The organism is Roseovarius mucosus DSM 17069 (genome assembly GCF_000768555.3).
GTDB lineage: Bacteria > Pseudomonadota > Alphaproteobacteria > Rhodobacterales > Rhodobacteraceae > Roseovarius > Roseovarius mucosus.
The window spans coordinates 195132-217644 of the sequence record NZ_KN293979.1 but is presented as its reverse complement, the minus strand read 5'-3'; the positions used below and the strand labels follow the sequence as shown (position 1 = coordinate 217644).

The following is a 22513-nucleotide window of genomic DNA, read 5'->3' as shown; positions in this document are numbered from 1 at the left end:
TTATGCTTACTTTCAACAGGATGGAGAGGGGCGTATGCTGACCGTCGCATTTCAATGGGAGGACGGGGCAGACCGCGACCTTGGCCTGCCCGCCTATGAAACCACCGGCGCGGCCGGGGCCGATCTGCGCGCGAATTTCCCGGATCGCGCTTCGGTCATGCTGGCACCGGGCGCACGGGCGCTGGCGCCCACAGGGCTGCGGTTGGCGGTGCCGGCGGGGTACGAAGTGCAGGTGCGCCCACGCTCGGGCCTTGCCCTCAAGCATGGGATCACACTTCTCAATAGTCCCGGCACCATCGACAGCGATTATCGCGGCCCCTTGGGCGTGATCGTGATGAATGCCGGAACGGAGGCCTTTGAAATCACACACGGAATGCGGATTGCACAAATGGTGGTGGCCCCTGTGGTGCAGGCGCGGTTCACCCTGGTCGAAACTCTGGACGAGACCGCGCGCGGTGCGGGTGGGTTCGGCTCGACGGGGATCGGCTGATGCTGCTGGTGGGGGTCATGGCGGCGGTGCTCTGGGGCATTGGCGCGGCGTTAGGCACGCCCCGGCGGCTGCGGTGGGGGATGATCGCGGGGCTATGGGCTGCGGTGGTGCTGACGCATCTGGTGCTGCCGGAGGGCCATCCGCTCCGCATGGTCACGGGCGAGAGCCCCGCGCTCTGGCTGATGATCGGCGGCTCGGCGGTGATCGTGCTGATCTACCGCGCCGGATTGCGCCACATGCGGGCGCGCTCAGTGCGGGCAGAAACGGCGGTTGATACGCACAAACCCTTGTTTTCAGAGACAGAACTTGGACGTTACGCGCGCCATATCGTGCTCCGGGAAATTGGCGGACCGGGGCAAAAGGCGCTGAAGCAAGCCCGCGTTCTGGTCATTGGCGCGGGTGGTCTTGGCTCGCCAGCGTTGCTCTATCTGGCGGCGGCGGGTGTGGGCACCATAGGGATCATCGACGATGATATGGTGGATAACTCCAACCTGCAGCGGCAGGTGATCCACCGAGATGCGGATATCGGCCTGCCCAAGGTGCAATCAGCGATGGCAGCGATGCAGGCGCAGAATCCACATGCCGTGGTGCGCCCCTATCAACGCCGTCTGACACCCGAAATCGCGAGTGACCTCTTTGCCGATTATGATCTGATTCTTGACGGCACCGACAATTTCGAGACGCGCTATCTGGCCAATGCGACCGCAGCAAAACAGGGCAAGCCGCTGATTTCAGGAGCTTTATCGCAATGGGAAGGGCAGTTGAGTGTATTTGACCCAGCCCATGGCACACCCTGCTATCAGTGCATCTTTCCAGAGGCCCCCGCCCCCGGTCTGGCGCCATCCTGCTCCGAAGCGGGGGTCTTGGGGCCCTTGCCAGGCGTGGTCGGTGCCATGATGGCCACCGAGGCGGTGAAACTCATTACTGGAGCAGGACAATCCCTGCGCGGAGAGATGTTGATCTATGACGCGCTCTATGGCGAAAGCCGCAAGATAGGGCTAAGCCGCCGTGCAGATTGCCCTATATGTGGGGGAAAAGGAGAGAGTGATGACCAACATGTTGCTGGCTGAGTGGACAACACCATTCGCCCTTGCCCCCTTTCACGCCATTTCGGACGCGGATTTCACACCTGCGTTCGAGGCAGCTCTGGACCAGGCGCGCGCCGAAATTGCGACGATTGCCGATAATCCGGAGCCGCCCAGCTTTGCCAACACGATCGAGGCGCTGGAAGCCTCGGGCAAGGGATTGGATCAGGTGCTGTCGGTTTTCTACACGCTGGCGGGTGCGGACAGCAATCCAAAGCGGCAGGAATTGCAGCGTCAATTCGCCCCGAAGCTCGCGGCATATTCGTCAGAATTATATGGAAATAAAGCGCTTTTTTCACGTATTGAAACCCTCTGGGCGGCTCGGGACACTCTAGACCTGACACCGGAAGAGGAGCGATTGCTGATACTGACCCACCGGGGCTTCCGCCGCTCTGGCGCGGCATTGACCGGGGATGAGGAAGCCCGGATGCGCGCAATCATGGCGCGGCTGGCGGAATTGGGGACGGCATTCACGCAGAACCTGCTGGCTGATGAGGCCGGGTGGCATATGGAACTGGCTGAGGCTGATTTGGCGGGGTTGCCTGATTTTCTGGTCGATGCCGCCCGCGCGGCGGGGCGCGAAAAGGGGCTGGAACGGCCAGTTATCACCCTCTCGCGGTCGTTGATCGTGCCGTTCCTACAATTCTCGCCCCGTCGTGATCTGAGAAAAAAGGCATATGAATCATGGGTTTCGCGTGGGGCCATGGGAGGTGAGACTGACAATCGCGAGGTGGCTGCCGAGATTCTGCGCCTGCGGGCAGCGCGGGCGGCGTTGCTCGGATACGAGAGCTTTGCGGCTTACAAGCTGGAAACCGAGATGGCCAAGACACCAGAGGCGGTGCGCGACCTCTTGATGGCAGTATGGGAACCGGCCAAGGCGCAGGCGGAAAGGGATGCCGCGCGCCTGACGGAAATGATGCAAGCCGATGGAATCAATGGAGAATTGGAGCCATGGGACTGGCGCTACTATGCCGAGAAACGGCGGCAGGCAGAGCATGATCTGGATGAAACCGCGCTCAAACCTTACCTATCGCTCGAGAGTATGATCGCGGCGGCGTTTGGCTGTGCCAATCGGCTGTTCGGTTTGGAGTTTCACCCCCTTGATGTGCCCCTCTACCACCCTGATTGCCGGGCCTGGGAGGTGACGCGCAATGGTGAGCATGTCGCTGTTTTCATTGGGGATTATTTTGCGCGCGGGTCCAAGCGGTCGGGTGCCTGGTGCTCGGCGATGCGCGGTCAGGCCAAGCGGCCAAAGGTGCAGGGGCCGGTGGTGATCAATGTCTGCAACTTTGCCAAGGGCGATCCGGCGCTGCTGAGTTATGACGATGCGCGCACCCTCTTTCACGAGTTCGGCCATGCCCTGCACCAGATGCTGTCAGACGTGAATTATGAAAGTATTTCAGGGACTTCCGTGGCGCGTGACTTTGTCGAGCTGCCCTCGCAGCTCTATGAGCACTGGCTGGAAGTGCCCGAAGTGCTGGAACGCTATGCAACCCATGTCGAGACGGGCGAAGCCATGCCACGGGAATTGCTGGATAAATTGCTAAGAGCCGCGAATTTCGATCAGGGGTTTCAGACGGTCGAATATGTCGCCTCTGCCCTTGTCGATCTGGCGTTCCACGAGGGCGAAGCCCCCCGCGACATCATGGCCAAGCAGTTGGAAATATTGGACAATATTGGCATGCCGAAGGCCATTACCATGCGCCATGCCAGCCCGCATTTCGCGCATGTCTTTTCCGGGGATGGGTATTCCAGCGGGTATTACAGCTATATGTGGTCCGAGGTGATGGATGCGGATGCCTTTGCCAGTTTCGAGGAAGCCAGCGGGCCATTTGACGCGGAGCGGGCCAAGGCCTTGGAATCGCACATTCTTTCGCGCGGCGGATCAGAGGATGCCGAAACGCTCTATCTGAAATTCCGTGGGCGGATGCCGGGGGTCGCGGCGCTGCTCAAAGGTCGCGGGCTTGCGGCGTGAGCGGTGTAAGCTCTGTAAGGTTTGTCAGGTGATTTTGTAAGGTCCAAGGGGGGATTGGGGGCGCTGCCCCCGCCCCGGATGAAATCCGGGACTCCCCCGAGGTATTTTCGGCCAGATGAAACCCGGTTTCAGATCGTCTGGTCGTAGTCGCCTACGCCCGGTTCGGTGCGGATGACGGCATCAATATCCGCGAAGATGGCGCGCATTTCCGCGTCGCTGTCGCTGCTCTCGCACACGACCACGAGGTTCGGGGTGTTGGAGGAGGCACGCACGAGGCCCCAAGAGCCATTGTCGAGAATGACGCGGGCGCCATTGACGGTCACGACCTCTTTGATCGCGCGCCCGGCGAGGGGTTCGCCTGCGGCATGACGCGCGACAAGGCGCGCGACAATACGGTCCAGCACGGCGTATTTCTCGGTATCGGCGCAATAGGGCGACATGGTGGGGGTCGAATAGGTCACGGGCAGCGCGCGGCGCAGGTCGGACATCGACATATCGGGGTTGCGGTCCATCAGTTTGCAAATCTCGACCGCGACGCGCATGCCGCAGTCGTAGCCCCGTCCGATGGGTTCGGCGAGGAAGTAATGCCCCGATTTCTCAAAGCCCGCGAGCGCACCCAGTTCCTTGACCCGGCGCTTCATATGGCTATGGCCGGTTTTCCAGTAATCGGCGGTCACGCCGTTTTTGATGAGTTCGGGGTCAGAGGCGAAGAGGCCGGTGGATTTCACATCCGCAACGAAGGTGGCGTTGGGGTAAATCTTGGACAGGTCGCGCGCCATGATGACGCCCACCTTGTCAGCAAATATTTCCTCGCCCTCGTCATCCACCACGCCGCAGCGGTCGCCGTCGCCGTCAAAGCCGAGCGCGAAATCGGCGCCCGTCGCGCGCACGGTTTCGGCCATGTCATGCAGCATTTCCATGGCTTCGGGATTGGGATTGTAATGCGGAAAGGTGTAATCGAGCGTGTTGTGCGAGGGGATCACCTCGACCCCCAAGCGCTCGAACAGCTCAGGCGCAAAGGCCGAGGCGGTGCCGTTGCCGGTGGCGCAGACGACGCGGAGTTTGCGGGTCATGCGGAAATCGCCGACGAGATCGTCGAGATAGGCCTCGCGCACGCCAGGAACAAATTCGTAAGCGCCGCCGGGGCGGGGCAGACCGCGCCCTTCGAGCACGATGTCGCGGAGTTCGGCCATCTCGTCGGGGCCGTGGGTGAGCGGGCGATCAAAGCCCATCTTGACCCCGGTCCAGCCATTCGGGTTGTGCGAGGCCGTGACCATGGCAACGGCGGGCACATCGAGATGGAATTGCGCGAAATAGGCCATGGGGCTGAGGGCGGGGCCAATATCCTTGACCGTGATCCCAGCCTGCATGAGACCGAGGATAAGGGCGTTCTTGATCGAGAGCGAATAGTCGCGATAGTCATTGCCGACCGCGATCACAGGTGCGATGCCGCGCGCGTGCATCTGGGTGCCGAGACCGAGACCGAGAGCGGTAATGCCGGGCAGGTTGATCTGATCGGGGTATTTCCAGCGGGCGTCATATTCGCGAAAGCCGGTGGGCGCGATCATGGCATCGCGGAGAAATTCCCAGGTGTTGGGAGTGACGGTCGGCAAGGGTTTGGTCATAAAAGCACTTTGTCAGTCAGAGGTGGATCGGGTTGGCCTTGGCCAGACGGTCGAATTGCATCAGCGTGTCGATAAGCGCTGACATCTGCGAGAGCGGGATCATGTTGGGTCCGTCAGAGGGTGCGTTGTCCGGGTCTTCATGGGTTTCGATGAAGACGGAGGCGACGCCCAAGGCAACCGCCGCGCGGGCCATCACAGGAGCGAATTCGCGCTGTCCACCACTGCTGCCGCCGCGCCCGCCGGGTTGTTGCACCGAATGGGTTGCGTCCATCACCACGGGATAGCCGGTCGCCGCCATCTGCGGCAGGCTGCGCATATCGGCGACGAGGGTGTTGTAGCCAAAGGAGGTGCCGCGTTCGGTCAGCAGGATGCGGGTATTGCCGGTGCTTTCGATCTTGGAGATGACATTGGGCATGTCCCAAGGGGCGAGAAACTGGCCCTTCTTGACGTTGATCACCGCGCCGGTTTCACCGGCCGCGATCAAGAGATCGGTCTGGCGACAGAGAAAGGCGGGGATTTGCAGCACATCGACCACCTCGGCCACAGGCGCGCATTGGTCGGCGGTGTGGATGTCGGTGAGCACCGGAAGACCGAGCGCATCCTTGACCGATTGCAGCACCTTGAGACCCTCGTCGATGCCCAGACCGCGCTTGCCCGAGAGCGAGGTGCGGTTGGCCTTGTCAAAGCTGCCCTTGAAGATCAGCCCCGCACCATGGGCAGCGCAGGCCTCTTGCAGCGTGCCCGCGATCATCTGGGCGTGATCGGCGGATTCGAGCTGGCAAGGCCCGGCAATGAACGTCAGAGGGCGGTCATTGCCGATGGCCCATCCGTTGAGGTCGATATGTTTCATATCAGGAAGACACCTGTTCACGCAGAATGGAAGCTGTAAGCGATATGAGCAGGTAGATACCAGAAAAGATCAGGAAGGCCAGTATCGTATTCTCGAAGGCCCGCGGATAGGAGGAATCCTGCGAGGCAAGGGGCCGCACGCTAACCGTGAGATAGCGGACCTGCTTGTTGGCCTCGATCTCGGACTGGCGCTTTGCCTCAAGCGCGGATTGCAACACGAGGTCTGCGGTGGCGAGGTCGGCCTGTGCCATCTGGATCGCGGCGGTCTTGGAGGCGAGCGAGCTTTCGCCGGCGGTGGCCTCGGTCAGGCGGCTTTTCTGGCGGGAGAGTTCGGCGCGCAGGATCTCGATCTCGCTCTGGAGTGCCTCGACGCGGGCGGCGTTGGGGCGGGCGTTGTTGAGTTGGATATTGAGGGCCAGTTCCTTTTCCTGAAGCTGCAATTCGACGGTGTTCACGAGGGCGCGGATGCTGGCAATCTCGCCCTCGGGATCGAGGATGGTCCCCTCTTGCAACGTCACGAGCATCTGCTGGGCGGCGCGACGGTCGGCCTTGGCCTGCTCCAGGCTGGTGGCGGCGGTGCTGACCGCGTCCTGACGTTTTTGGCGGCTGAGGTCATCCACGCGCTCTTCGGCATATTTGATGAGGCGTTCGGAAAAGGTGGCGCTGAGGGCGGGATCTGCGGTCGAAACCTCCATCCGGATCACGCCTTCGGTCGGGTCGTAGCCGAGTTTTCACGTATTTGCGATAGAGCTTGTAGGCTGTTTCGTGGCTGGCATCGGGATCGAGTCGCTGGAGCGGGTCGATCGAGGGGTCGCTGAAATGCGCACGAAAGCCGAGTTCCTCGTCAAGGCGCAGCATCGCATCCTTGGATTCGAGATATTCCTGAGTGGCGATGGCATCCTGACCGGTGGCGAATTGCGTGGGCAAAAGGCCGCCCAAACCGCCACCTGTGCTGCTGCCGCCATCCGCCGACAGGATCAAGAAGGCGGATTTGGTCGAATACATCGGCGTGGCGATGGCGTAGAAATAATAGCTGACCACGATGGTCGGCAGCAACACGAAGGCTGCAAGGCGCGAAAAGAGCAACAGCAAACGGCGGCGGCGGCGGCGACCGATGTCGCGCTGAATTTCCTGGATTTCCTTGGCGCGGCGATCCGCCGGGCTGATATCGGTGGAGGGCAGCGTCTGGCGCGCGACGGGCACGGTTTGCGGCAATTGCACGCGGCCCTGCGGCGCGCCCGGATCACTTGCCGCGGCGGGGCCATTGGGCGGGGGCGGCGGGGTGTTGCCACCATCGCTGGCCACAAGTTCGAGAATGTTGGCCCGCTGAAACGGGTCAATGCCGCGCGCGCGCAAGAGGCGCACGGCGTCGAAATCCGACGTGGGCGCGAGCCCGTGCTTTTGCGCCATGCGCCGGGCCATGCGCAGTTCGCGCCCGGTCAACCCCTCGCGGCGGATGTCGTCGATACTTTGACTGGTCGCGGTTTCGCGCGCCGAGGCGACCTGCCCCTCTTGTGCGGGCGGTAACGTTTCCGCAACAGGCGCGGCAGCACCTGCATCATCCGAGGTGGCGACACGCGGCGCGAGGGAATCGGCGCTCCGGCGGATGCGGAACTTTCTAGCCTTGGGTTTCGTAGTCATAAAGCTCTTTTGCCTCTTCCAAGGTGTCAAACATGTATAGTTTGCCGCCCATCAGCACAGCGGCCGAACGGGCGAATTTCTCCAGCACCTTGGGATCATGCGAGACGATGATCACGGTGGTGGTGCGCAGACGTTCCTGAAGGATATCGCCTGCCTTGCGGTTGAACTCGACATCGGTCGAGCCGGGCATACCCTCGTCGATCAGATACATATCAAAATCGAGGGCCAGCATGAGCGCGAAGCTGAAGCGCGCGCGCATGCCCGAAGAATAGGTACCGAGCGGTTGGTCGAAATATTCGCCCAAGCCACAGAGCCAGCGGCAGTAGGCCTCGATGTAGTCGGGATCAAGGCCGTAGAGACGCGCGATATAGCGCGAGTTGTCCAGCGCCGAGAGGCGGTTGACCACCCCCCCCATGAAGCCCAGAGGAAAGGAGATGCGACAGCTGCGCCGAACCACCCCCTCGTCCGGTTTTTCAAGACCGGCCATCATGTTGATCAGCGTCGTCTTGCCGGTGCCGTTGGGTGCCAGAATGCCAAGGCTATGGCCAAGCTCGACGCGGAACGACACCCGGTCGAGGATGACCTTACGCTGTGTGCCTGTCCAAAAGGACTTGCTGACGTTCTCGAACTCGAGCATTCAATCGCCCCGGTAAACCTGCTCTCCCCGATTATAACGGGATACTCTTAAGGTCGGCTTAGCCTGTTTTTCAGTATTATTGCCGATCTGGGAACAATTTGCCACGGCAACAAGGCAAGATTGTGATCAATCGCCAAGATTTCGCGGCAATTTCCCGGCATGCGTGGCGGGGGAGTGACGCCACGCGCCCCAAGCGACGGCCAAGAGGTCACGGCGATTGCCCAAGCCGCCGCGCTGCGTTAGGGACGAGGGAAGGACGCAGCACGAGTAAGACCAATGAGCCGGATTTGCCATATAGAGTTGGACGATGCCAACCTTCCGCCCCCCACGCCCGAGATCGAGCAGGAGCGCAAGGTGGCGATGTATGATCTCATCGAGGAAAACAGTTTTGCGCTGCCCGCGCGCGACGACCGCCCGGTGCCGGAGGGTCCGTATCGTCTGGGGCTGGCGATCCGCGAAAAACGGTTGGTGTTCGACATCCGCACCGACGCGGACGAACCGGCGGCCGAGTTCCATCTGTCGCTCAGCCCGTTCCGGCAGGTGGTCAAGGATTACTGGGCTATCTGCGAGAGCTATTTTGACGCGGTGAAGAACATGCCGCCCTCTCAGATCGAGACCATCGACATGGCGCGGCGCGGGATTCACAATGAGGGCGCGCGCGTGCTGGCCGAGCGGCTGGAGGGCAAGGCCGAGATCGACAATGACACCGCGCGGCGCCTGTTCACGCTGATCTGCGTGTTGCATTTCGGGGGCTGAGGCATGCCCGAGCCGCTGCCGCAATCGGTGCTGTTTTGTTGCGATCACAACGCGGTCCGCTCGCCCATGGCTGAGGGGATCATGAAGAAGTTTTATGGCACCGACACCTATGTGCAATCGGCGGGCGTCAAGAACGATATGGAGATCGACGGTTTCAGCATCGCCGTATGCCGAGAGATCGGCGTGGAGCTGGAGCGGCACCGCAGCCGCAGCTTTGACCAGATGGAGCAGTGGGGCGACGATCTGTCATCCTTTGACATCATCGTCGCGCTCAGCCCGGCAAGCCAGCGGCGGGCGCTGGAATTGACGCGGTTTTTTCATCTCGATGTGGTCTATTGGCCGATCATGGACCCGACCGGCCTTGCGCAGACGCGCGAGGCGCGGTTGGATAGCTATCGTCAGACCCGAGATCAGATCATCGGGCATTTGCAGGACCGTTGGGGACCACCCCGGGAGGATTTATGAACGAGACCGTCAAAGCCTATTTTGATGCCTTCAACCGGGGCGATGTGCCCGGCATGTTGGCCTGCCTGAGCGACGATGTGCGCCACCATGTGAACGAGGGGCAGGTGCGAGAGGGCAAGGACCTCTTTCGTGCGTTTTGCGATCACATGAGCCGGTGCTACCGCGAGGAGCTGACCGATATGGTGATCTTTGACGCCGAAGGTGGCACGCGGGCGGCGGCGGAATTCGTCGTGAACGGCACCTATCTGGAGACCGACGAGGGCCTGCCGGAGGCGAAGGGGCAGACCTATGTTCTGCCTGCCGGGTCGTTCTTCACGCTCAAGGATGGGCTGATCACCCGCGTCGTGACCTATTACAACCTTGCGGATTGGGTGAAACAGGTCTCGGCATGATCCGGGTCGAGCGGCTGACGGGGGCGGCGCTGGCGCGCGCCCTGCCCGATGTGGCGCGGCTCCGGATCGAGGTGTTTCGTGCCTATCCCTATCTCTACGAGGGCGATGCCGCCTATGAAGAGCGGTATTTGCAGGTCTACCGCGACAGTGCCGATGCCATTCTGGTAGGGGCCTATGACGGCGCGCGGCTGATTGGGGCGGCCACGGGCGCCCCGATGGAGGATCACGCCGACGATTTCGGCGCGGCCTTTGCCGAGAGTGGCATTGCGCTGGAGCGGATATTCTATTGCGCTGAAAGCGTGCTTTTACCCGAGTATCGCGGTCAGGGGATCGGTCATCGGTTCTTTGATCTGCGCGAGGCGCAGGCGCGGGAACTGGGGCGCGACTATGCCGCCTTTTGCTCGGTTGTGCGGCCCAAGGATCACCCGGCGCGCCCCGACGGGTATCAGCCCCTGGACGACTTTTGGCACAAGCGGGGCTATGCGCCTTTGTCAGGAGCGGTGGCGCAATTCAACTGGCGGGAGATCGGGGCGGCGCAGGAAAGCGCCCATGATCTGCAAGTCTGGATGCGCGCGCTCTGACCTTGCGCGCGCGAAACCATGGGATTTGCGCCACGGTTTCACGGAATGGTAAAGTTTAGCTGGTCAATTCGCGTGAGGGTTTGCTAAGCAGAAAACGCCGGGGGGCGCAACATGGGGACGTGACGCATGACACGTAGTTTCGCCATTGCCCTCGGGGCGTTTCTGGCACTGACAATGGGCCTGAGCACGGTTGCCTCGGCACAATCCGAAGGGCGGCAACGCCTGGGCTATGGCCTGTTGTTCACCAATGACGTTCTGGGCGACACGGACGATCGCTGGCGCACCGGGTCGATCACGTCGAGCCGGGTTTGGGGGCCTGCGTGGCAGGGTCACGCGCCAGAGCGCATCGGGCAGCTTCTGGAATTCCGGTTTCACGGTGAGGTAATTGCCCCCGAGAACCTGAGCCGCCCTGCCCCGCTGGATCGGCCCTATGTGGGCGCGCTCGGCTTTGGGCTGCATACGCATTTCCAGAAAGCTCAGGTGGATTACGCCTTGGGCGCAGATCTGATCGTGACCGGGCCGCAAACGCAGCTCGATGATTTCCAAGACTTTTTGCACGGGTTTCTGGGCGGGCGCGACGTGGGCCGGCGGGTCCGGCGCAACCAGATCGACGATGGAATCCGCCCCTCGGGCGTGTTCGAAGCGAGCCGCGAGTTTGAGCTGGGCTTTGCGCGGCTGCGCCCCTTTGCCGAGGCACGGCTGGGGGTCGAGGACCTGATCCGGGCGGGGGCAGACATCACCTTTGGGGACATCGGGCGCGGCGAGTTGCAGGTGCGCGATGCGGTCACGGGCCACCGCTACCGCGTGGTGCGCGCCGAGCAGGCGGGCACGGCGTTTCTCTTGGGGGCCGACATTGCCTATGTCGATGACAGCGATTACCTGCCCGCGCGCAGCGGTGTCACCCTGACCGAGGACCGCACACGGGTGCGCGCAGGGCTGCATTGGGAAAACCGCAACGGGGCCGCGCTCTTTTACGGGCTGACGTGGCTGAGCGAGGAATTCGATGAACAGCGCGAGGGGCAATTTCTGGGCGCTGTGCAGTTCAGGCTGCGGTTCTGACAAAAATGCAATCAGGGGCTTTTCAGACTGATTCGCCTTTGCTACCTTAACGATAATAATAAGCGATAAAAAAAGAAACGAAGAGGCAGGCAGTCAGGGTTATGGGGACGGGCTTTCGAGGCACGTTCGTCATTTCCTGGTCGCAAACAGAACTGGACGGGATCACGACTGCGCCGGTGCAGTCACTTTCGGTGGGACAGACGTGGTCCTGGCGGGGTGATGCGGTGCGAGTCGATGGGCCGAACCAACTGTTGCGTCTGGAAGGGGCGAATGGGGGAACCGTGAACCGCAAACGTGCGGCACGGATGGTGCGGCGTCTGGTGGGCGCAGCGATGAATAACACACGCGATCTGATCCCGGCGGATGTGGAAGAGCCGCTGATGGATTTGGGTTTCGTCGTCACAGACGGCACGCGCAGCTATACGGTCACGATCATCGAAGTGGGCAGCGAGGGCACGCCGCTGTTGATGTTTCACGACGAAATTCCGCCCCGCGGGCGGGAAATGTGGATCGTGCACCACTCGCTTGAGGGGATGCGCGGGGCCTCAACCGGACCGGCGAGCGGAGGGGTCATCTGTTTTACCCCCGGCACGCGGATCGAAACGCCCGAGGGACCGCGGCTTGTCGAGGAGTTGCGCGAGGGCGACCATGTGCAGACCCGGGACAACGGCGCCGAGGAAATCCAGTGGATCGGCAGTCGCCGGATGACCGGAGCACGGCTCTTTGCCATGCCCAAGCTGCGGCCGATCCGTCTACGGGCCGGGGCACTTGGCATCGGGCGGCCGGATGCGGAATTGCTGGTCAGCCCGGAACACCGGATGCTGGTGCGGGGCGATGTGGCGCGCGCGCTCTTCAACACGCCCGAGGTGCTGGTGATGGCGCGTGACCTCATCAACAATGACACGGTGGCGGTTGATCTGGCCTCTCGCGAGGTGACGTATATTCATCTGCTTTTGCCGCGCCATCAGATCATCTGGGCCAATGGCCTGGAAACCGAGAGCTTTCACCCCGCGAGCGCGGCACTCTCGACGCTGGACGAGGGCGATCGCGCGCGGCTCCTCGCGATCAATCCCAATCTGGAATACGAGCCCAATCTCTATGGCGGCTATGCCCGGCGCTGTCTGAACGGGTCCGAGGCGGCGATCCTCGCGCATGAGGCGGCGTAAGGTTCGGGGGCGCTGCCCCCGGACCCCCGAGGTATTTCGGGCCAGATGAAGAACGGATTTTGGCGGGTTTGGCCCCTTTACCACGCGCGCGGGTGGTTTATGTCGGGGAACAGTTCCAGCCTCAACCGGAGATCCCGACGTGACCCCCAAAACCGTGCCTGATGTCATCTTTCATACCCGCGTGCGCAATCCGGCGCTGGAGGGCGACAATCCCTTTGAGTGGAAGGATCTGAGCACCGCCGATATTTTCGCGGGCAAGCGCGTGGTGGTTTTTGGCCTGCCGGGCGCGTTCACGCCCGCCTGTTCCGAGAGCCACCTGCCGGGGTATGAGTGGCTCTATGACGAATTCATCGCTGCCGGGATCGACCGGGTGATCTGCACCGCTGTGAACGATGCCTTTGTGATGTTCCAATGGGGCAAGGCGCAGGGGATCGAGAAGACCATGATGCTGCCCGATGGCAATGGCGATTTTGCCCACGGTTTGGGCATGCTGGTGGATCGCTCGCGTCAGGGCATGGGCAAGCGCAGCTGGCGGTATTCGATGCTGGTGGAGGATGGGGTGATCACCGCGCTCTTTGCCGAGCCGGGGTTGCAAGACAACCCGGCGGGCGTGCCGGTCAAGGTGTCGGATGCTGAGACGCTGCTGGCGCATATTCGCGAGAAAGAATAAAGGGGCACTGCCCCCTGTTGACACCCGCTGGCGCGCCTGTATAAGCGCGGCTTCATTGGTGTTGGTGGACCCCGCAAGGGGAGACCTGTCGGCTGACCGGAACGTGCCGGAACGCAGAGGACAACGCCCTTCGATTCAAGTGAAGGAGATCAGCCGTGACCAAACGCACGTCTGCCAAGTACAAAATTGACCGCCGGATGGGTGAAAACATCTGGGGCCGCCCGAAATCCCCCGTCAACAAGCGTGAATATGGCCCCGGCCAGCACGGTCAGCGCCGCAAGGCCAAAATCTCTGACTTTGGCCTGCAGCTGCGCGCCAAGCAGAAGCTGAAGGGCTATTACGGCGACCTGACCGAAAAGCAGTTCCGCCGCATCTATGCCGAGGCCGAGCGTCTGAAGGGCGACACCGGCGAGAACCTGATCGGCCTCTTGGAGCGTCGTCTGGATGCCGTGGTTTACCGCGCCAAATTCGTGGTCACCATGTTTGCCGCGCGCCAGTTCGTGAACCATGGCCATGTCACCGTGAATGGCCAGCGGGTCAATATCCCCTCCTACCGTGTGAAAGAGGGCGATGTGATTGAGGTCCGTGACCGTTCCAAGCAGATGACCGTTCTGCTCGAGGCCGTGCAACTGGCCGAGCGTGACGTGCCCGATTACATCGAGGCGGATCATTCCAAGATGAAGGCCACCTTTGTCCGTCAGCCCGGCCTGTCGGATGTGCCCTATCCGGTGATGATGGAACCGAACCTCGTGATCGAATTCTACGCGCAGAACTAAGCGTTCTGAAATGCAGCGAAGAGGCCGCGACGGGGAACCGCCGCGGCCTTTTCCTTTTGGTGCTGGTCAAGCCGGGGCACCAAAGCTAGAACCTCTGACGATAGACGGGGAATGACATGACCAAGATCACGCCGCAGCCGGGCATCATGGAAATCGCGCTCTACAAGAGTGGCGAGGCCGTGATTGCAGGCAAAGCCGAGCCACTGAAGCTTTCGGCCAATGAGAGCCCTTATGGCCCGTCGGACAAGGCCAAGACGGCCTTTGCCCGCTCTGCCGCGACGCTGCATCGCTATCCCGGCACCGACCATGCCGAGTTGCGCAGCGCGATTGCCGAAGCGCATGGGCTGGACCCGGAGCGGGTGATCTGTGGCGTGGGATCGGACGAGGTGTTGCAATTCGTGGCACAAGCCTATGCCGGAGCGGGTGACGAGGTGATCCACACCGAGCACGGCTTTGCCATGTATCCCATCCTCGCGCATGCGGTGGGGGCCACGCCGGTCTGTGTGGCCGAGCGGGAGCGCGTGGTGGATGTGGACGCCATTCTGGCGGCCTGCACGGCGCGAACGCGGATCGTCTTTATCGCCAATCCCGGCAATCCCACCGGCACCATCCTGCCCGAGGCGGAATTGGCGCGGCTTGCCGATGGCCTGCCCGAGGGGGCCATTCTGGTGCTGGATGGGGCCTATACGGAATTCGCCGCAGGCTATGACGGCGGTGTGGCGCTGGTCGAGGCACGCGACAATGTCATCATGACGCGCACCTTTTCCAAGGCCTATGGTCTGGGCGGGCTGCGGATCGGCTGGGGCTATGCGCAGCGCGCGATGATCGAGGTGCTGAACCGCATTCGCCAGCCTTTCAATCTGTCGCCCACGCAACTCGTCACCGCCGAAGCGGCGGTGCGGGATCAGGAGTGGCTGGGCAAGGTGGTGAGCGACACGCTGCGCAACCGGGCCTGGCTGACCGAGGCGCTGCGCGAGAGCGGTGTTGCGGTGGACGAGAGCCACGCCAATTTCGTGCTGGCGCGGTTTGACTCGGAGGACGAGGCGGCGGCCTGCGATGCGGCCCTGCGCGCCGATGGGATCATCGTGCGCCGGGTGGGCGGCTATGGCTTTCCCAATGGGTTGCGGATCACGGTGGGCGAGGAATCCGCCTGTCGCCGGGTGGCGCATGTGATCGGACAGTTCAAGGGGGTCCGGTGATGGCGCAGATCTATGACCGGGTGGCGCTGATCGGGCTGGGGCTGATTGCATCATCCATGGCACATGCGATGCGCCGCGCGGGTGTTGTGGGCGAGATCACGGGCTATGCGCGCTCGCCCCAGACGCGCGAAGTGGCACGCGAAATCGGGCTGTGTGATCGCGTCTGCGACAGCGCGGCAGAGGCAGCGGCGGGTGCCGATCTGGTGGTGCTCTGCGTGCCGGTGGGCGCGATGGGGGCGGTTGCCGCCGAGATCGCGGGCGCGCTCAAGCCCGGTGCCACGGTCAGCGATGTGGGATCGGTCAAGAAGGCGGTGATCGAGGCGGTCGCCCCCCATATTCCGGCGGGCGTGCATTTCGTGCCGGCGCATCCGCTGGCGGGGACCGAACATTCGGGGCCGCGGTCGGGCTTTGCCGAACTCTTTGACAACCGCTGGTGCCTGATCGTGCCGCAAGCGGGCAGCGACCGTGCGGCGGTGGAGCGGCTGGAGGCGTTCTGGCGGGCGCTTGGGTCGAACACCGATGAGATGGACGCCGAGCATCACGATCTGGTGCTGGCGGTGACGAGCCATGCGCCGCATCTGATTGCCTATACGATGGTCGGTGTGGCCGACGATCTGCGCCGCGTCACCGATAGCGAGGTGATCAAGTATTCCGCCGCCGGGTTCCGGGATTTCACCCGGATTGCCGCGTCTGATCCGACCATGTGGCGCGATGTGTTTCTCAACAACAAGGAGGCGACATTGGAAATTCTGGGCCGCTTTACCGAGGAGTTGTTCGCGCTGCAACGCGCCATTCGCATTGGCGATGGCGATCACCTGCACGCCTATTTCACCCGCACCCGTGCCATTCGGCGCGGCATCATCGAGGCCGGGCAGGACACTGCCGCGCCGGATTTCGGCCGGGCCAAGAAGGCATGAGGCGGGCGGTTCTGGGCATCGCCGCGGGCCTGAGCCTGATCGCGTCGGGCTGTGGGCGCAGCGACAATGACGAGGTCAGCCGGGGGGGCGGGCTCTGTGGTGATCCGGGGTTGATCGGGTCTGTCTCGGGGTTTCAGCACCATGAGGTGAATGGCTGTGGGATTGAGCGCGCCGTGCGGCTTGAGGCGGTGCATGGCGTGCGATTGAGCCAAGCGGCGACGCTCGATTGCCCGACGGCGCGGGCGCTCGGGGATTGGGTCAAGCGCAGCGCCAAGCCGGCGGTCGGGCGCATGGGCGGCGGGCTGACGGGGTTGCAGGTGCCGGCGCATTACGTCTGCCGCACGCGCAACAGCCAGCCGGGCGCGCGGATTTCCGAACATGGGCGCGGCAAGGCAATTGATATTTCGGCGCTGAAGCTCAAAGACGGCTCGGATATCTCGGTTCTCAGGGATTGGGGCCGAGGTCATGAGGGGCGTATCCTCAAGCGGGTGCATGGCGAGGCTTGCGGGACGTTTGGCACCGTGCTTGGCCCGAATTCGGACCGGCACCATAAGGACCATTTCCATTTCGACACGGCCAAGCACGGCAACGGGCCGTATTGCCGGTAACGGTCAGGTCTGGATCACGCGCGGGCGGCGGCGGCGCAGCAAGAGCGCATCCTTGATCAGGCCCTTGAGGCCGCGCGCGGGCAGGATTTCGCGATCCTGCTCGAACACCGCGCCATTGAGCGTGGGATCGTGCCAGAGCGCAAGAGCGGCACCCCAGCGTGCAGCCTGCGCCGGGTCAAGCCCATGGGGCACGCCCATGCGGGTAGCGAGCATGCCGGGCATCCAGTCGGTCAGGACAATGCCCGGAAAGCGGTCGGCAAGGTCGGCCAGAAGCGCGCGGGTCAGGATGCGCCCTGCCCCCTTGGACACCGCATAGGCCGAGGAGGCGGGCAAGGGGACCAGATCGGCGAAGGTCGAGACATTGAGGATGCGGCCAAAGCCGGTTTCGACCATGCTGTCGAGAGCGAGCCGGGTGCAGGCCACGGTGCCGCCCAGATTGATCGCCACGGTTTCGGCAAAGCTCTCGGGGGTTTCATCCAGAAAATCGCGGCGCGGGTAGACGGCGGCGTTGTTGACGAGCAGCGTCACCGGCGCGGTTCGGGTGATCTGGGCAAAGGCCGCGCGCAGGGCCTGCGGGCCTGTGACATCGGCGGTGACGGGCGTGATCCGGCCGCTTTTGTCCATGGCGGCGGTCTCGGCGATCCCATCGGGGGCGCGGCCAAGGGCCACGACACACTGACCGCGCGCCGCGAGGTCTAGGGCTAGCGCACGCCCCAAACCGCCGCCTGCGCCGGTCACGACCGCCAATCCGTCCGAGAGCCTCATGTCATGGCCTTTCTGCGGCGGGCGATCACCTCGGCCACGCGCAGCGCGTTGGCGGCGATGGTGAGGCTTGGGTTGACCCCCATGGACGAGGGCATGAAAGAGGCATCCGCCACATGGAGATTATCGAGCCCATGCGCCCGGCAGTCGGGGTCAAGCACGCTGGAGCCGGGATCGGTGCCAAACCGCAGCGTGCCGCAGGGATGGCCAAAGTTCAACTCTGGCGTATGGGTGAGAAAGAGCCTCCGGTGCCCGCGCAGCCCCGCCCGGATAGCCTGTCGAAAGGCGCGGCGGCGTGCGAGCAATTCAGGGTGCAGCGTGTAGCTGATGTCGATGGCATCGGGCGTGGTGCGGTCATAGGTGACACGGTTCTCGGGGTATCCCAGATCCTCCATCAGCCCGACAAAAACCTGTGCCCGCCCCAATATCCGCGCCGCAAGGGCCGCAGGCAGGCGGGTGAAATGGCGCAAGGGGCGGATATGGCGCAGGGCGGAGCGGTCGAACATGCCGTTCAGCGTGTGCACGATTTCGCCATAGCCCGCCGCGATGCCCATCGACTGCACCGTACCAAAGCGTTGGCCATCGGTGTGGTAGAAATCACGCAGCGAGATCGCCTTGCTCGGGCCGCTGTCGGGCGTGCCGCGGGGCGGCCAGAGGGCGAAAATCTCGTTGAGGTGGAACATGAGGTTGCGCCCCACGAGGCCGGAGCCATTGGCGCAACCCTCGGGCCAGTGCTCGGATGCGGAGGCCAAAAGCAGGCGGGGCGAGCCAAGCGCGCCTGCGGCGAGCACGATCTGGGGTGCTGTAAGCGTGAAGCTCTCGCCCTCGCGGATGACCTCGATATGGGTGATGGTCTGGGACGTGCCGCAGAGGCGGCGCACCTCGGCACGATCCAGAAGGGCCGCATTGCCGGTGGCAAGGGCCGGTTCCACGCCCGCAGAGCGGCCATCCATCTTGCAGGGCTTGGGGCATTTGACGCCCAGACACTCATGGCACCCCGGCACATGGCGGATCGCGGCATGGAGGCGGTAGGGATGCAGCCCCACCGCGCGCAGGCTCTGCATGAGGGCGGCATCGGGAGCCGAGAGCGGCGGTGCCGGGCGCAGCGGCGCGTCCGCCTCGGGCGAAAGCGGATCGGCATCGCCACAGATATGCAAGAGGGTTTCGGCCTGATCATACCAGTCGCGCATCGCGTCAAAGCCCACGGGCCAGCCGCCGGTCGGGTGCGGGCGGGTCTCTGTCGCATCGAGATCGTGGCGTTCGGGGCGTTCCAGCGTGGCGGCGTAGAATACGGACGAGCCGCCCACCCCGGCCCCGATGGGATCAAAGAATTCCGAGGCACGCCCATTGATCTGCGCCCGGATCGGCCCCGGCCAATAGCCGCGCAGCTGGCGGGCGGTGGGATCGACCATTTCGGGGTTGAGGCCCTGACGCTCGGACCTGTGGCCTTTGGGGCCTTTCTCGATGAAGAGCACCTTGAGGCCACGCTCGGCCAGCCTGCGCCCGATGAGGCCACCGCCCATGCCGGTGCCGATGACGATCACGTCCCAATGGGCATTGCGTATCTCGGCGGTCATTGCGAGGCCTCGAAGGTGGGCGCGAAAAGATCGCTGAGGGCGATGGCGGCGCGGTTGGTGAGGTGGTTGTTGTCGAAATAGAGCGCTTGGCCGTCCTGCATCACGCCGCATGTGCTGGCATCGCAGAGCCGTGGCCAAGGGTCGATGAGGGTGATCGCCCCGGAGCGGGCCAAGGCCATCAGCGGCGCCTCGGCGCGGGCGGCACGCGCCTCGGCCATGGCGCGGGGCACGGTGAGGCGGGTCGTGTCGTCCACGCCCATGCGGCCATGTACCAGTGCGCGGGCCACGGCGCGGGAATCGTACTCTGGCACCTCGGGCGGTTGGCGCAGGATATGGATGCGCGGGACGTGCGTGGAGATCTCGGCGATGGTGCGGGTCAAGCCTGCGTTGAAGAGCGTGTGTTGCGGACCTTGGGGCAAGAGGCTGTCGGGCAATGGCGCAAGAGTAATGCGGTTGTGCGCGTCGAGCCCTACCCCCTGCCCTTCGGCATAATAGGACCAGCGGCCGATCAGGAGCAGGGTTTGCAGGCTGTCCATTTGGGCGATGCCGGAACGGATGGTCTGATTGGCGCGGGTGCAGGCGGCGTCCTGGGCCGGGGTGGCGGCGGTTTCGGCCTTGGCCACGTCAAAGAGTGGCGGACAGCCTGCGTGCCAGAGGATGAGCGCGGGGCGGTTGGCGGCGAAGGCGGCGACCTCCAACCCCTCTTTCATGGCGCGCAGGTGGCTGTCGCCCCAGATCAGCACCTCAGGCGGGCCATCCGGGCCGATGGGGCAGGTCTCGACCCCCGCCAGTGGGCCGGTGGTCGGGGTGGTGCAGCGCGACCAGTCCTGATTGAAATCACCCGAGGCGGCGATATGCGTGCGCAACTCGGGCGCAAAGCGGGTGGGCAGGCCATCGCCGCGCCAGAGGAGCAGACCCACGGCCAATAGGGCAAGCGAGGCCAGCGCCGTGCCTGAGACAAGCGCGCGCGTACCGCCCTGCATCCGGCGCACGGGGCGTTCGATGTAACGCCACGAGAGGATGGAAAGGGCAAAAGCAAGCGTGAGCCAGGCGGCAGACTCGACCGGGCCGGAATAGCCATCGCGCCAATAGGAGGAGAGAACAAAGATCGGCCAGTGCCAGAGGTAGAGCGAATAGGAGATGAGGCCGATGAATACCGGTGCCCGGTGCATCAGGGCGCGGTTCACGGGGTTGGCATCGCGGCCATTCATCAGGATCAGCAGCGTGCCCGCGACGGGCAAGAGCGCCTGCCAGCCGGGAAAGCCCTCGGCCCGGATCAGGGTGATGGAGGCGAGCAGGAGCGCCAGACCGGCCCACGAGAGCGCAGGATGAAGGGCGTAGCGCGCCTTGTTCTCCTGCCCCGCGATGGCCAGCAGGACGCCCGCCAAAAGCTCCCACGCGCGGAAGGGGAAGAGGTAAAACGCCGCCGTGGGCGAGTGGGGCGTGAGCCAGAGACAGGCGGCGAGCGAGAGCGCGGCGAGGGCCGCGAGGATCATGGGCAGCGTGGGGCGCCAGCGGACCAGAGCCAAGAGGAGGAAGGGCAGGACGATGTAGAATTGTTCCTCGACCGCCAGCGACCATGTGTGCAAGAGCGGCTTTTCCTCGGACACGCCGTCGAAATAGCCCGCTTCACGGTAGAAATGGATGTTGGAGAGATAGACCGTGGCGGCGATCAGGGATTTGCCGAATTCGCGAAACTCGAATGGCAAGAGGATGAGCCAGCCCATCAGCAGCGTTGCCGCTGCCATGGCGAAATAGGCAGGGGCCAGACGGCGCAGGCGGCGCAGGTAAAACCGGGCAAGGCGAATGCGGCCCGTTTCACGCAGGTCCGCCCAGAGGATGCCGCCGATCAGAAAGCCGGAGATGACGAAGAAGATGTCCACGCCGACAAAGCCGCCGGGAATGCCCGGCATCCCGAAGTGATAGAGCACCACGAACAACACCGCGATGGCGCGCAAACCGTCGATTTCGGGGCGGTAGGCGGCGCTCATGCGGCAAAGACCTCGGGCAGCGGGGCCTTGGCCAGCAGGGCGTCGTAGACGGCGCGCACCTGGCCTGCCTTGGCGGCCCATGTGGCCTGGTCCAGCACCCATGCGCGGCCCGCCTGCCCCATGGCGGCGAGGGCGGCGCGGTCGTGGCTGAGCGCCTCAAGCGCCTTGGCAAAGCCTGCGATGATTTCGGCCCGCGTGCCCAAGGGCACCTTGAGCCCGCGCGCGGCTGTGACCAGCTCGCCGGGGCCAGCGTAATCGACGATGAGCGGCGGCACGGCCAGGGCCATCGCCTCGAGCACCACGCCGCCGCCGAATTCGCGGATCGAGGGGAAGGCGAAGAGGTGGCAGGTGGCGAGCACGTCCTGCACGGCGCGATGCTCCAGCCAGCCGTGAAAGGTGATCTGAGTGCTCACGCCCAAGGTATCGGCCTGCGCGCGCAAGGCGGACATCATCGGCCCGTCGCCCACCAGATCAAGACGCAGGTGCCCCGAGCGCAAGAGAGGTGCTGCAGCCTCGATCAGCATATCGGGGCCTTTATAGGGCACGAGCCGCCCGACGAAGGCCGCGCGCAAGGGGCCATTCGAGGCGGGTGTGGCGATGCGGGAAAAGCGGGCGGGGTCGATGGCGTTCTCGGGCAGATAGACGGTCTTGGCACGGGCAAAGGCAGGCAATTCGCCCATCGTGTGACGAGAGCCTGCAAAGATGGCGGCGCTATGGCGCAGGGTCGCGGTGCGGCCCGGCAGCGCCTTGTAGGCGCTGCGCAGATAGCTGAAATATTCGCGCTCGCGCCGCCGCTCGGCATCAAAGCCAGCGGGCCATGGCACGCCGCCGTTGAGCGGCCCGAGGACAAAGGGCACGCCCGCACGGGCGCATTTGCCCGCAAGAGACGAGGAAATCGTCGGGCTGAGCGGGGTGATGCGATGCACGATGTCATAGCGCCCGGCGCGGATAGCCGCGCCGAACTGTTGCCACACAAGATGCTCGAACCACGGATAGCTGAGCGCGTTGATCACTTGCAGCGTGGTCCAGCCCCTGCCCTGCCCCATGCGCAGCCGCTCGCCCAGGGCCCAGAGGGGGCGGGCCAGCGCCTCGGAATCGATGGCGGTGAAATCCACGCCCTCGACCAGCCCCGCGCGCAAAAACGCATCGCGGTTGCGGATTTGGGTGACGATATGCACCTCGGCCACCTCGCGCAGGGCGGTGGCCAGCGACCATCCGACCAACGGCACGCTGACCCATTCGGGATTGGCGGCCTCGGCAAGGACCAGCACGCGGGGGCGGGTCATGGCGCG

Annotated in this window: 21 protein-coding genes and 1 pseudogene; 14 read left to right on the top strand and 8 right to left on the bottom strand. The window is 63.8% G+C overall.

Annotated features, from left to right (window positions below; genetic code table 11):
• Window positions 1-34: 34 nt before the first annotated feature.
• From dut to ROSMUC_RS10095, 3 genes are read left to right on the top strand one after another with little or no spacing between them, the layout of a single operon-like run.
• Complete coding sequence (gene dut / locus ROSMUC_RS10105; protein ID WP_037272556.1) at window positions 35-490, top strand: dUTP diphosphatase; 456 nt, start codon at window positions 35-37, stop codon at window positions 488-490.
• Window positions 490-1560: a HesA/MoeB/ThiF family protein gene (locus tag ROSMUC_RS10100; protein WP_037272553.1), complete on the top strand. Its 1071-nt coding sequence runs from the start codon at window positions 490-492 to the stop codon at window positions 1558-1560. The genes dut and ROSMUC_RS10100 overlap by 1 nt, the downstream gene beginning before the upstream one ends.
• Window positions 1538-3550 carry a M3 family metallopeptidase gene (locus ROSMUC_RS10095; RefSeq protein ID WP_037272552.1) on the top strand — a complete coding sequence of 671 codons (2013 nt, stop codon included), beginning with the start codon at window positions 1538-1540 and terminating at the stop codon, window positions 3548-3550. Before ROSMUC_RS10100 ends, ROSMUC_RS10095 begins: the two co-directional genes overlap by 23 nt.
• A 128-nt stretch (window positions 3551-3678) precedes the next feature.
• Here the strand turns inward: ROSMUC_RS10095 and ROSMUC_RS10090 are convergent, their stop codons facing one another.
• The 4 genes and pseudogenes from ROSMUC_RS10090 to ROSMUC_RS10075 form a co-directional block, all read right to left on the bottom strand.
• On the bottom strand, window positions 3679-5175 hold the full coding sequence (locus ROSMUC_RS10090) for a phosphomannomutase/phosphoglucomutase (RefSeq protein ID WP_037272549.1): 1497 nt from the start codon (window positions 5173-5175) through the stop codon (window positions 3679-3681).
• A gap of 16 nt (window positions 5176-5191) precedes the next feature.
• Window positions 5192-6025, bottom strand: a complete 834-nt coding sequence (kdsA, locus tag ROSMUC_RS10085) for a 3-deoxy-8-phosphooctulonate synthase (protein WP_037272547.1) — start codon at window positions 6023-6025, stop codon at window positions 5192-5194.
• A gap of 1 nt (window position 6026) precedes the next feature.
• Window positions 6027-7665, bottom strand: a pseudogene (locus tag ROSMUC_RS10080) (KpsE/RkpR family capsule polysaccharide export protein).
• A complete protein-coding gene (locus ROSMUC_RS10075) occupies window positions 7643-8302 on the bottom strand; it encodes an ABC transporter ATP-binding protein (protein WP_037272544.1) in 660 nt (219 codons plus the stop codon). Before ROSMUC_RS10075 ends, ROSMUC_RS10080 begins: the two are co-directional and overlap by 23 nt.
• 276 nt (window positions 8303-8578) lie before the next feature.
• On the opposite strand from ROSMUC_RS10075, the gene ROSMUC_RS10070 reads away from it, so the two are divergent.
• From ROSMUC_RS10070 to ROSMUC_RS10020, 11 genes are all read left to right on the top strand, one after another.
• On the top strand, window positions 8579-9058 hold the full coding sequence (locus tag ROSMUC_RS10070; protein WP_037272541.1) for a UPF0262 family protein: 480 nt from the start codon (window positions 8579-8581) through the stop codon (window positions 9056-9058).
• A 3-nt stretch (window positions 9059-9061) separates the two neighbouring features.
• Window positions 9062-9523, top strand: a complete 462-nt coding sequence (locus ROSMUC_RS10065; protein WP_037272538.1) for an arsenate-mycothiol transferase ArsC — start codon at window positions 9062-9064, stop codon at window positions 9521-9523.
• Window positions 9520-9915, top strand: coding sequence for a ketosteroid isomerase-related protein (locus ROSMUC_RS10060; protein WP_037272535.1), 396 nt, complete (start codon window positions 9520-9522; stop codon window positions 9913-9915). The genes ROSMUC_RS10065 and ROSMUC_RS10060 overlap by 4 nt, the downstream gene beginning before the upstream one ends.
• Window positions 9912-10496 carry a GNAT family N-acetyltransferase gene (locus ROSMUC_RS10055; protein WP_037272532.1) on the top strand — a complete coding sequence of 195 codons (585 nt, stop codon included), beginning with the start codon at window positions 9912-9914 and terminating at the stop codon, window positions 10494-10496. Before ROSMUC_RS10060 ends, ROSMUC_RS10055 begins: the two co-directional genes overlap by 4 nt.
• Window positions 10497-10622: 126 nt before the next feature.
• Window positions 10623-11555: a lipid A-modifier LpxR family protein gene (locus ROSMUC_RS10050; RefSeq protein WP_037272529.1), complete on the top strand. Its 933-nt coding sequence runs from the start codon at window positions 10623-10625 to the stop codon at window positions 11553-11555.
• A gap of 101 nt (window positions 11556-11656) precedes the next feature.
• A complete protein-coding gene (locus ROSMUC_RS10045) occupies window positions 11657-12721 on the top strand; it encodes a Hint domain-containing protein (RefSeq protein ID WP_037272526.1) in 1065 nt (354 codons plus the stop codon).
• A gap of 139 nt (window positions 12722-12860) precedes the next feature.
• Window positions 12861-13391 (top strand): peroxiredoxin, encoded by a 531-nt coding sequence (locus ROSMUC_RS10040; RefSeq protein ID WP_037272523.1) that lies wholly within the window; start codon window positions 12861-12863, stop codon window positions 13389-13391.
• 155 nt (window positions 13392-13546) lie between these two features.
• Window positions 13547-14167, top strand: coding sequence for a 30S ribosomal protein S4 (gene rpsD / locus ROSMUC_RS10035; protein WP_008280757.1), 621 nt, complete (start codon window positions 13547-13549; stop codon window positions 14165-14167).
• A 116-nt stretch (window positions 14168-14283) separates the two neighbouring features.
• The gene (hisC, locus tag ROSMUC_RS10030) at window positions 14284-15366 is read left to right on the top strand and encodes a histidinol-phosphate transaminase (protein ID WP_037272520.1); all 1083 of its coding nucleotides are present in this window, start codon (window positions 14284-14286) and stop codon (window positions 15364-15366) included.
• Window positions 15366-16283, top strand: a complete 918-nt coding sequence (locus ROSMUC_RS10025) for a prephenate/arogenate dehydrogenase family protein (protein ID WP_206018442.1) — start codon at window positions 15366-15368, stop codon at window positions 16281-16283. Before hisC ends, ROSMUC_RS10025 begins: the two co-directional genes overlap by 1 nt.
• Window positions 16280-16891, top strand: a complete 612-nt coding sequence (locus tag ROSMUC_RS10020; RefSeq protein ID WP_037272515.1) for an extensin-like domain-containing protein — start codon at window positions 16280-16282, stop codon at window positions 16889-16891. Before ROSMUC_RS10025 ends, ROSMUC_RS10020 begins: the two co-directional genes overlap by 4 nt.
• Window positions 16892-16894: 3 nt before the next feature.
• Here ROSMUC_RS10020 and ROSMUC_RS10015 read toward each other — a convergent pair whose 3' ends face one another.
• Genes ROSMUC_RS10015 through ROSMUC_RS10000 form a run of 4 tightly spaced genes read right to left on the bottom strand, consistent with a single transcriptional unit; the run spans window position 16895 to window position 22507 of the window.
• Entirely contained in the window at window positions 16895-17656 is a 762-nt protein-coding gene (locus tag ROSMUC_RS10015) for an SDR family NAD(P)-dependent oxidoreductase (protein ID WP_037272513.1), read from the bottom strand.
• Complete coding sequence (locus ROSMUC_RS10010; protein ID WP_037272511.1) at window positions 17653-19230, bottom strand: GMC oxidoreductase; 1578 nt, start codon at window positions 19228-19230, stop codon at window positions 17653-17655. The genes ROSMUC_RS10015 and ROSMUC_RS10010 overlap by 4 nt, the downstream gene beginning before the upstream one ends.
• The gene (locus ROSMUC_RS10005) at window positions 19227-21221 is read right to left on the bottom strand and encodes an acyltransferase family protein (protein WP_037272509.1); all 1995 of its coding nucleotides are present in this window, start codon (window positions 21219-21221) and stop codon (window positions 19227-19229) included. Before ROSMUC_RS10005 ends, ROSMUC_RS10010 begins: the two co-directional genes overlap by 4 nt.
• Complete coding sequence (locus ROSMUC_RS10000; RefSeq protein WP_037272507.1) at window positions 21218-22507, bottom strand: glycosyltransferase family 4 protein; 1290 nt, start codon at window positions 22505-22507, stop codon at window positions 21218-21220. The genes ROSMUC_RS10005 and ROSMUC_RS10000 overlap by 4 nt, the downstream gene beginning before the upstream one ends.
• Window positions 22508-22513: the final 6 nt, after the last annotated feature.

Excerpts from the sequence above, each read along its gene's own strand:
- ROSMUC_RS10045 (WP_037272526.1), top strand. The coding sequence starts at position 11,657 with ATGGGGACGGGCTTTCGAGGCACGTTCGTCATTTCCTGGTCGCAAACA.
- ROSMUC_RS10100 (WP_037272553.1), top strand. The coding sequence starts at position 490 with ATGCTGCTGGTGGGGGTCATGGCGGCGGTGCTCTGGGGCATTGGCGCG.
- ROSMUC_RS10070 (WP_037272541.1), top strand. The coding sequence starts at position 8,579 with ATGAGCCGGATTTGCCATATAGAGTTGGACGATGCCAACCTTCCGCCC.
- hisC (WP_037272520.1), top strand. The coding sequence starts at position 14,284 with ATGACCAAGATCACGCCGCAGCCGGGCATCATGGAAATCGCGCTCTAC.
- ROSMUC_RS10025 (WP_206018442.1), top strand. The coding sequence starts at position 15,366 with ATGGCGCAGATCTATGACCGGGTGGCGCTGATCGGGCTGGGGCTGATT.
- ROSMUC_RS10015 (WP_037272513.1), bottom strand. The coding sequence starts at position 17,656 with ATGAGGCTCTCGGACGGATTGGCGGTCGTGACCGGCGCAGGCGGCGGT.
- ROSMUC_RS10020 (WP_037272515.1), top strand. The coding sequence starts at position 16,280 with ATGAGGCGGGCGGTTCTGGGCATCGCCGCGGGCCTGAGCCTGATCGCG.
- ROSMUC_RS10090 (WP_037272549.1), bottom strand. The coding sequence starts at position 5,175 with ATGACCAAACCCTTGCCGACCGTCACTCCCAACACCTGGGAATTTCTC.
- ROSMUC_RS10075 (WP_037272544.1), bottom strand. The coding sequence starts at position 8,302 with ATGCTCGAGTTCGAGAACGTCAGCAAGTCCTTTTGGACAGGCACACAG.
- ROSMUC_RS10060 (WP_037272535.1), top strand. The coding sequence starts at position 9,520 with ATGAACGAGACCGTCAAAGCCTATTTTGATGCCTTCAACCGGGGCGAT.
- ROSMUC_RS10000 (WP_037272507.1), bottom strand. The coding sequence starts at position 22,507 with ATGACCCGCCCCCGCGTGCTGGTCCTTGCCGAGGCCGCCAATCCCGAA.
- dut (WP_037272556.1), top strand. The coding sequence starts at position 35 with ATGCTGACCGTCGCATTTCAATGGGAGGACGGGGCAGACCGCGACCTT.
- ROSMUC_RS10005 (WP_037272509.1), bottom strand. The coding sequence starts at position 21,221 with ATGAGCGCCGCCTACCGCCCCGAAATCGACGGTTTGCGCGCCATCGCG.
- ROSMUC_RS10050 (WP_037272529.1), top strand. The coding sequence starts at position 10,623 with ATGACACGTAGTTTCGCCATTGCCCTCGGGGCGTTTCTGGCACTGACA.
- ROSMUC_RS10095 (WP_037272552.1), top strand. The coding sequence starts at position 1,538 with ATGACCAACATGTTGCTGGCTGAGTGGACAACACCATTCGCCCTTGCC.
- ROSMUC_RS10065 (WP_037272538.1), top strand. The coding sequence starts at position 9,062 with ATGCCCGAGCCGCTGCCGCAATCGGTGCTGTTTTGTTGCGATCACAAC.
- ROSMUC_RS10010 (WP_037272511.1), bottom strand. The coding sequence starts at position 19,230 with ATGACCGCCGAGATACGCAATGCCCATTGGGACGTGATCGTCATCGGC.
- ROSMUC_RS10055 (WP_037272532.1), top strand. The coding sequence starts at position 9,912 with ATGATCCGGGTCGAGCGGCTGACGGGGGCGGCGCTGGCGCGCGCCCTG.
- kdsA (WP_037272547.1), bottom strand. The coding sequence starts at position 6,025 with ATGAAACATATCGACCTCAACGGATGGGCCATCGGCAATGACCGCCCT.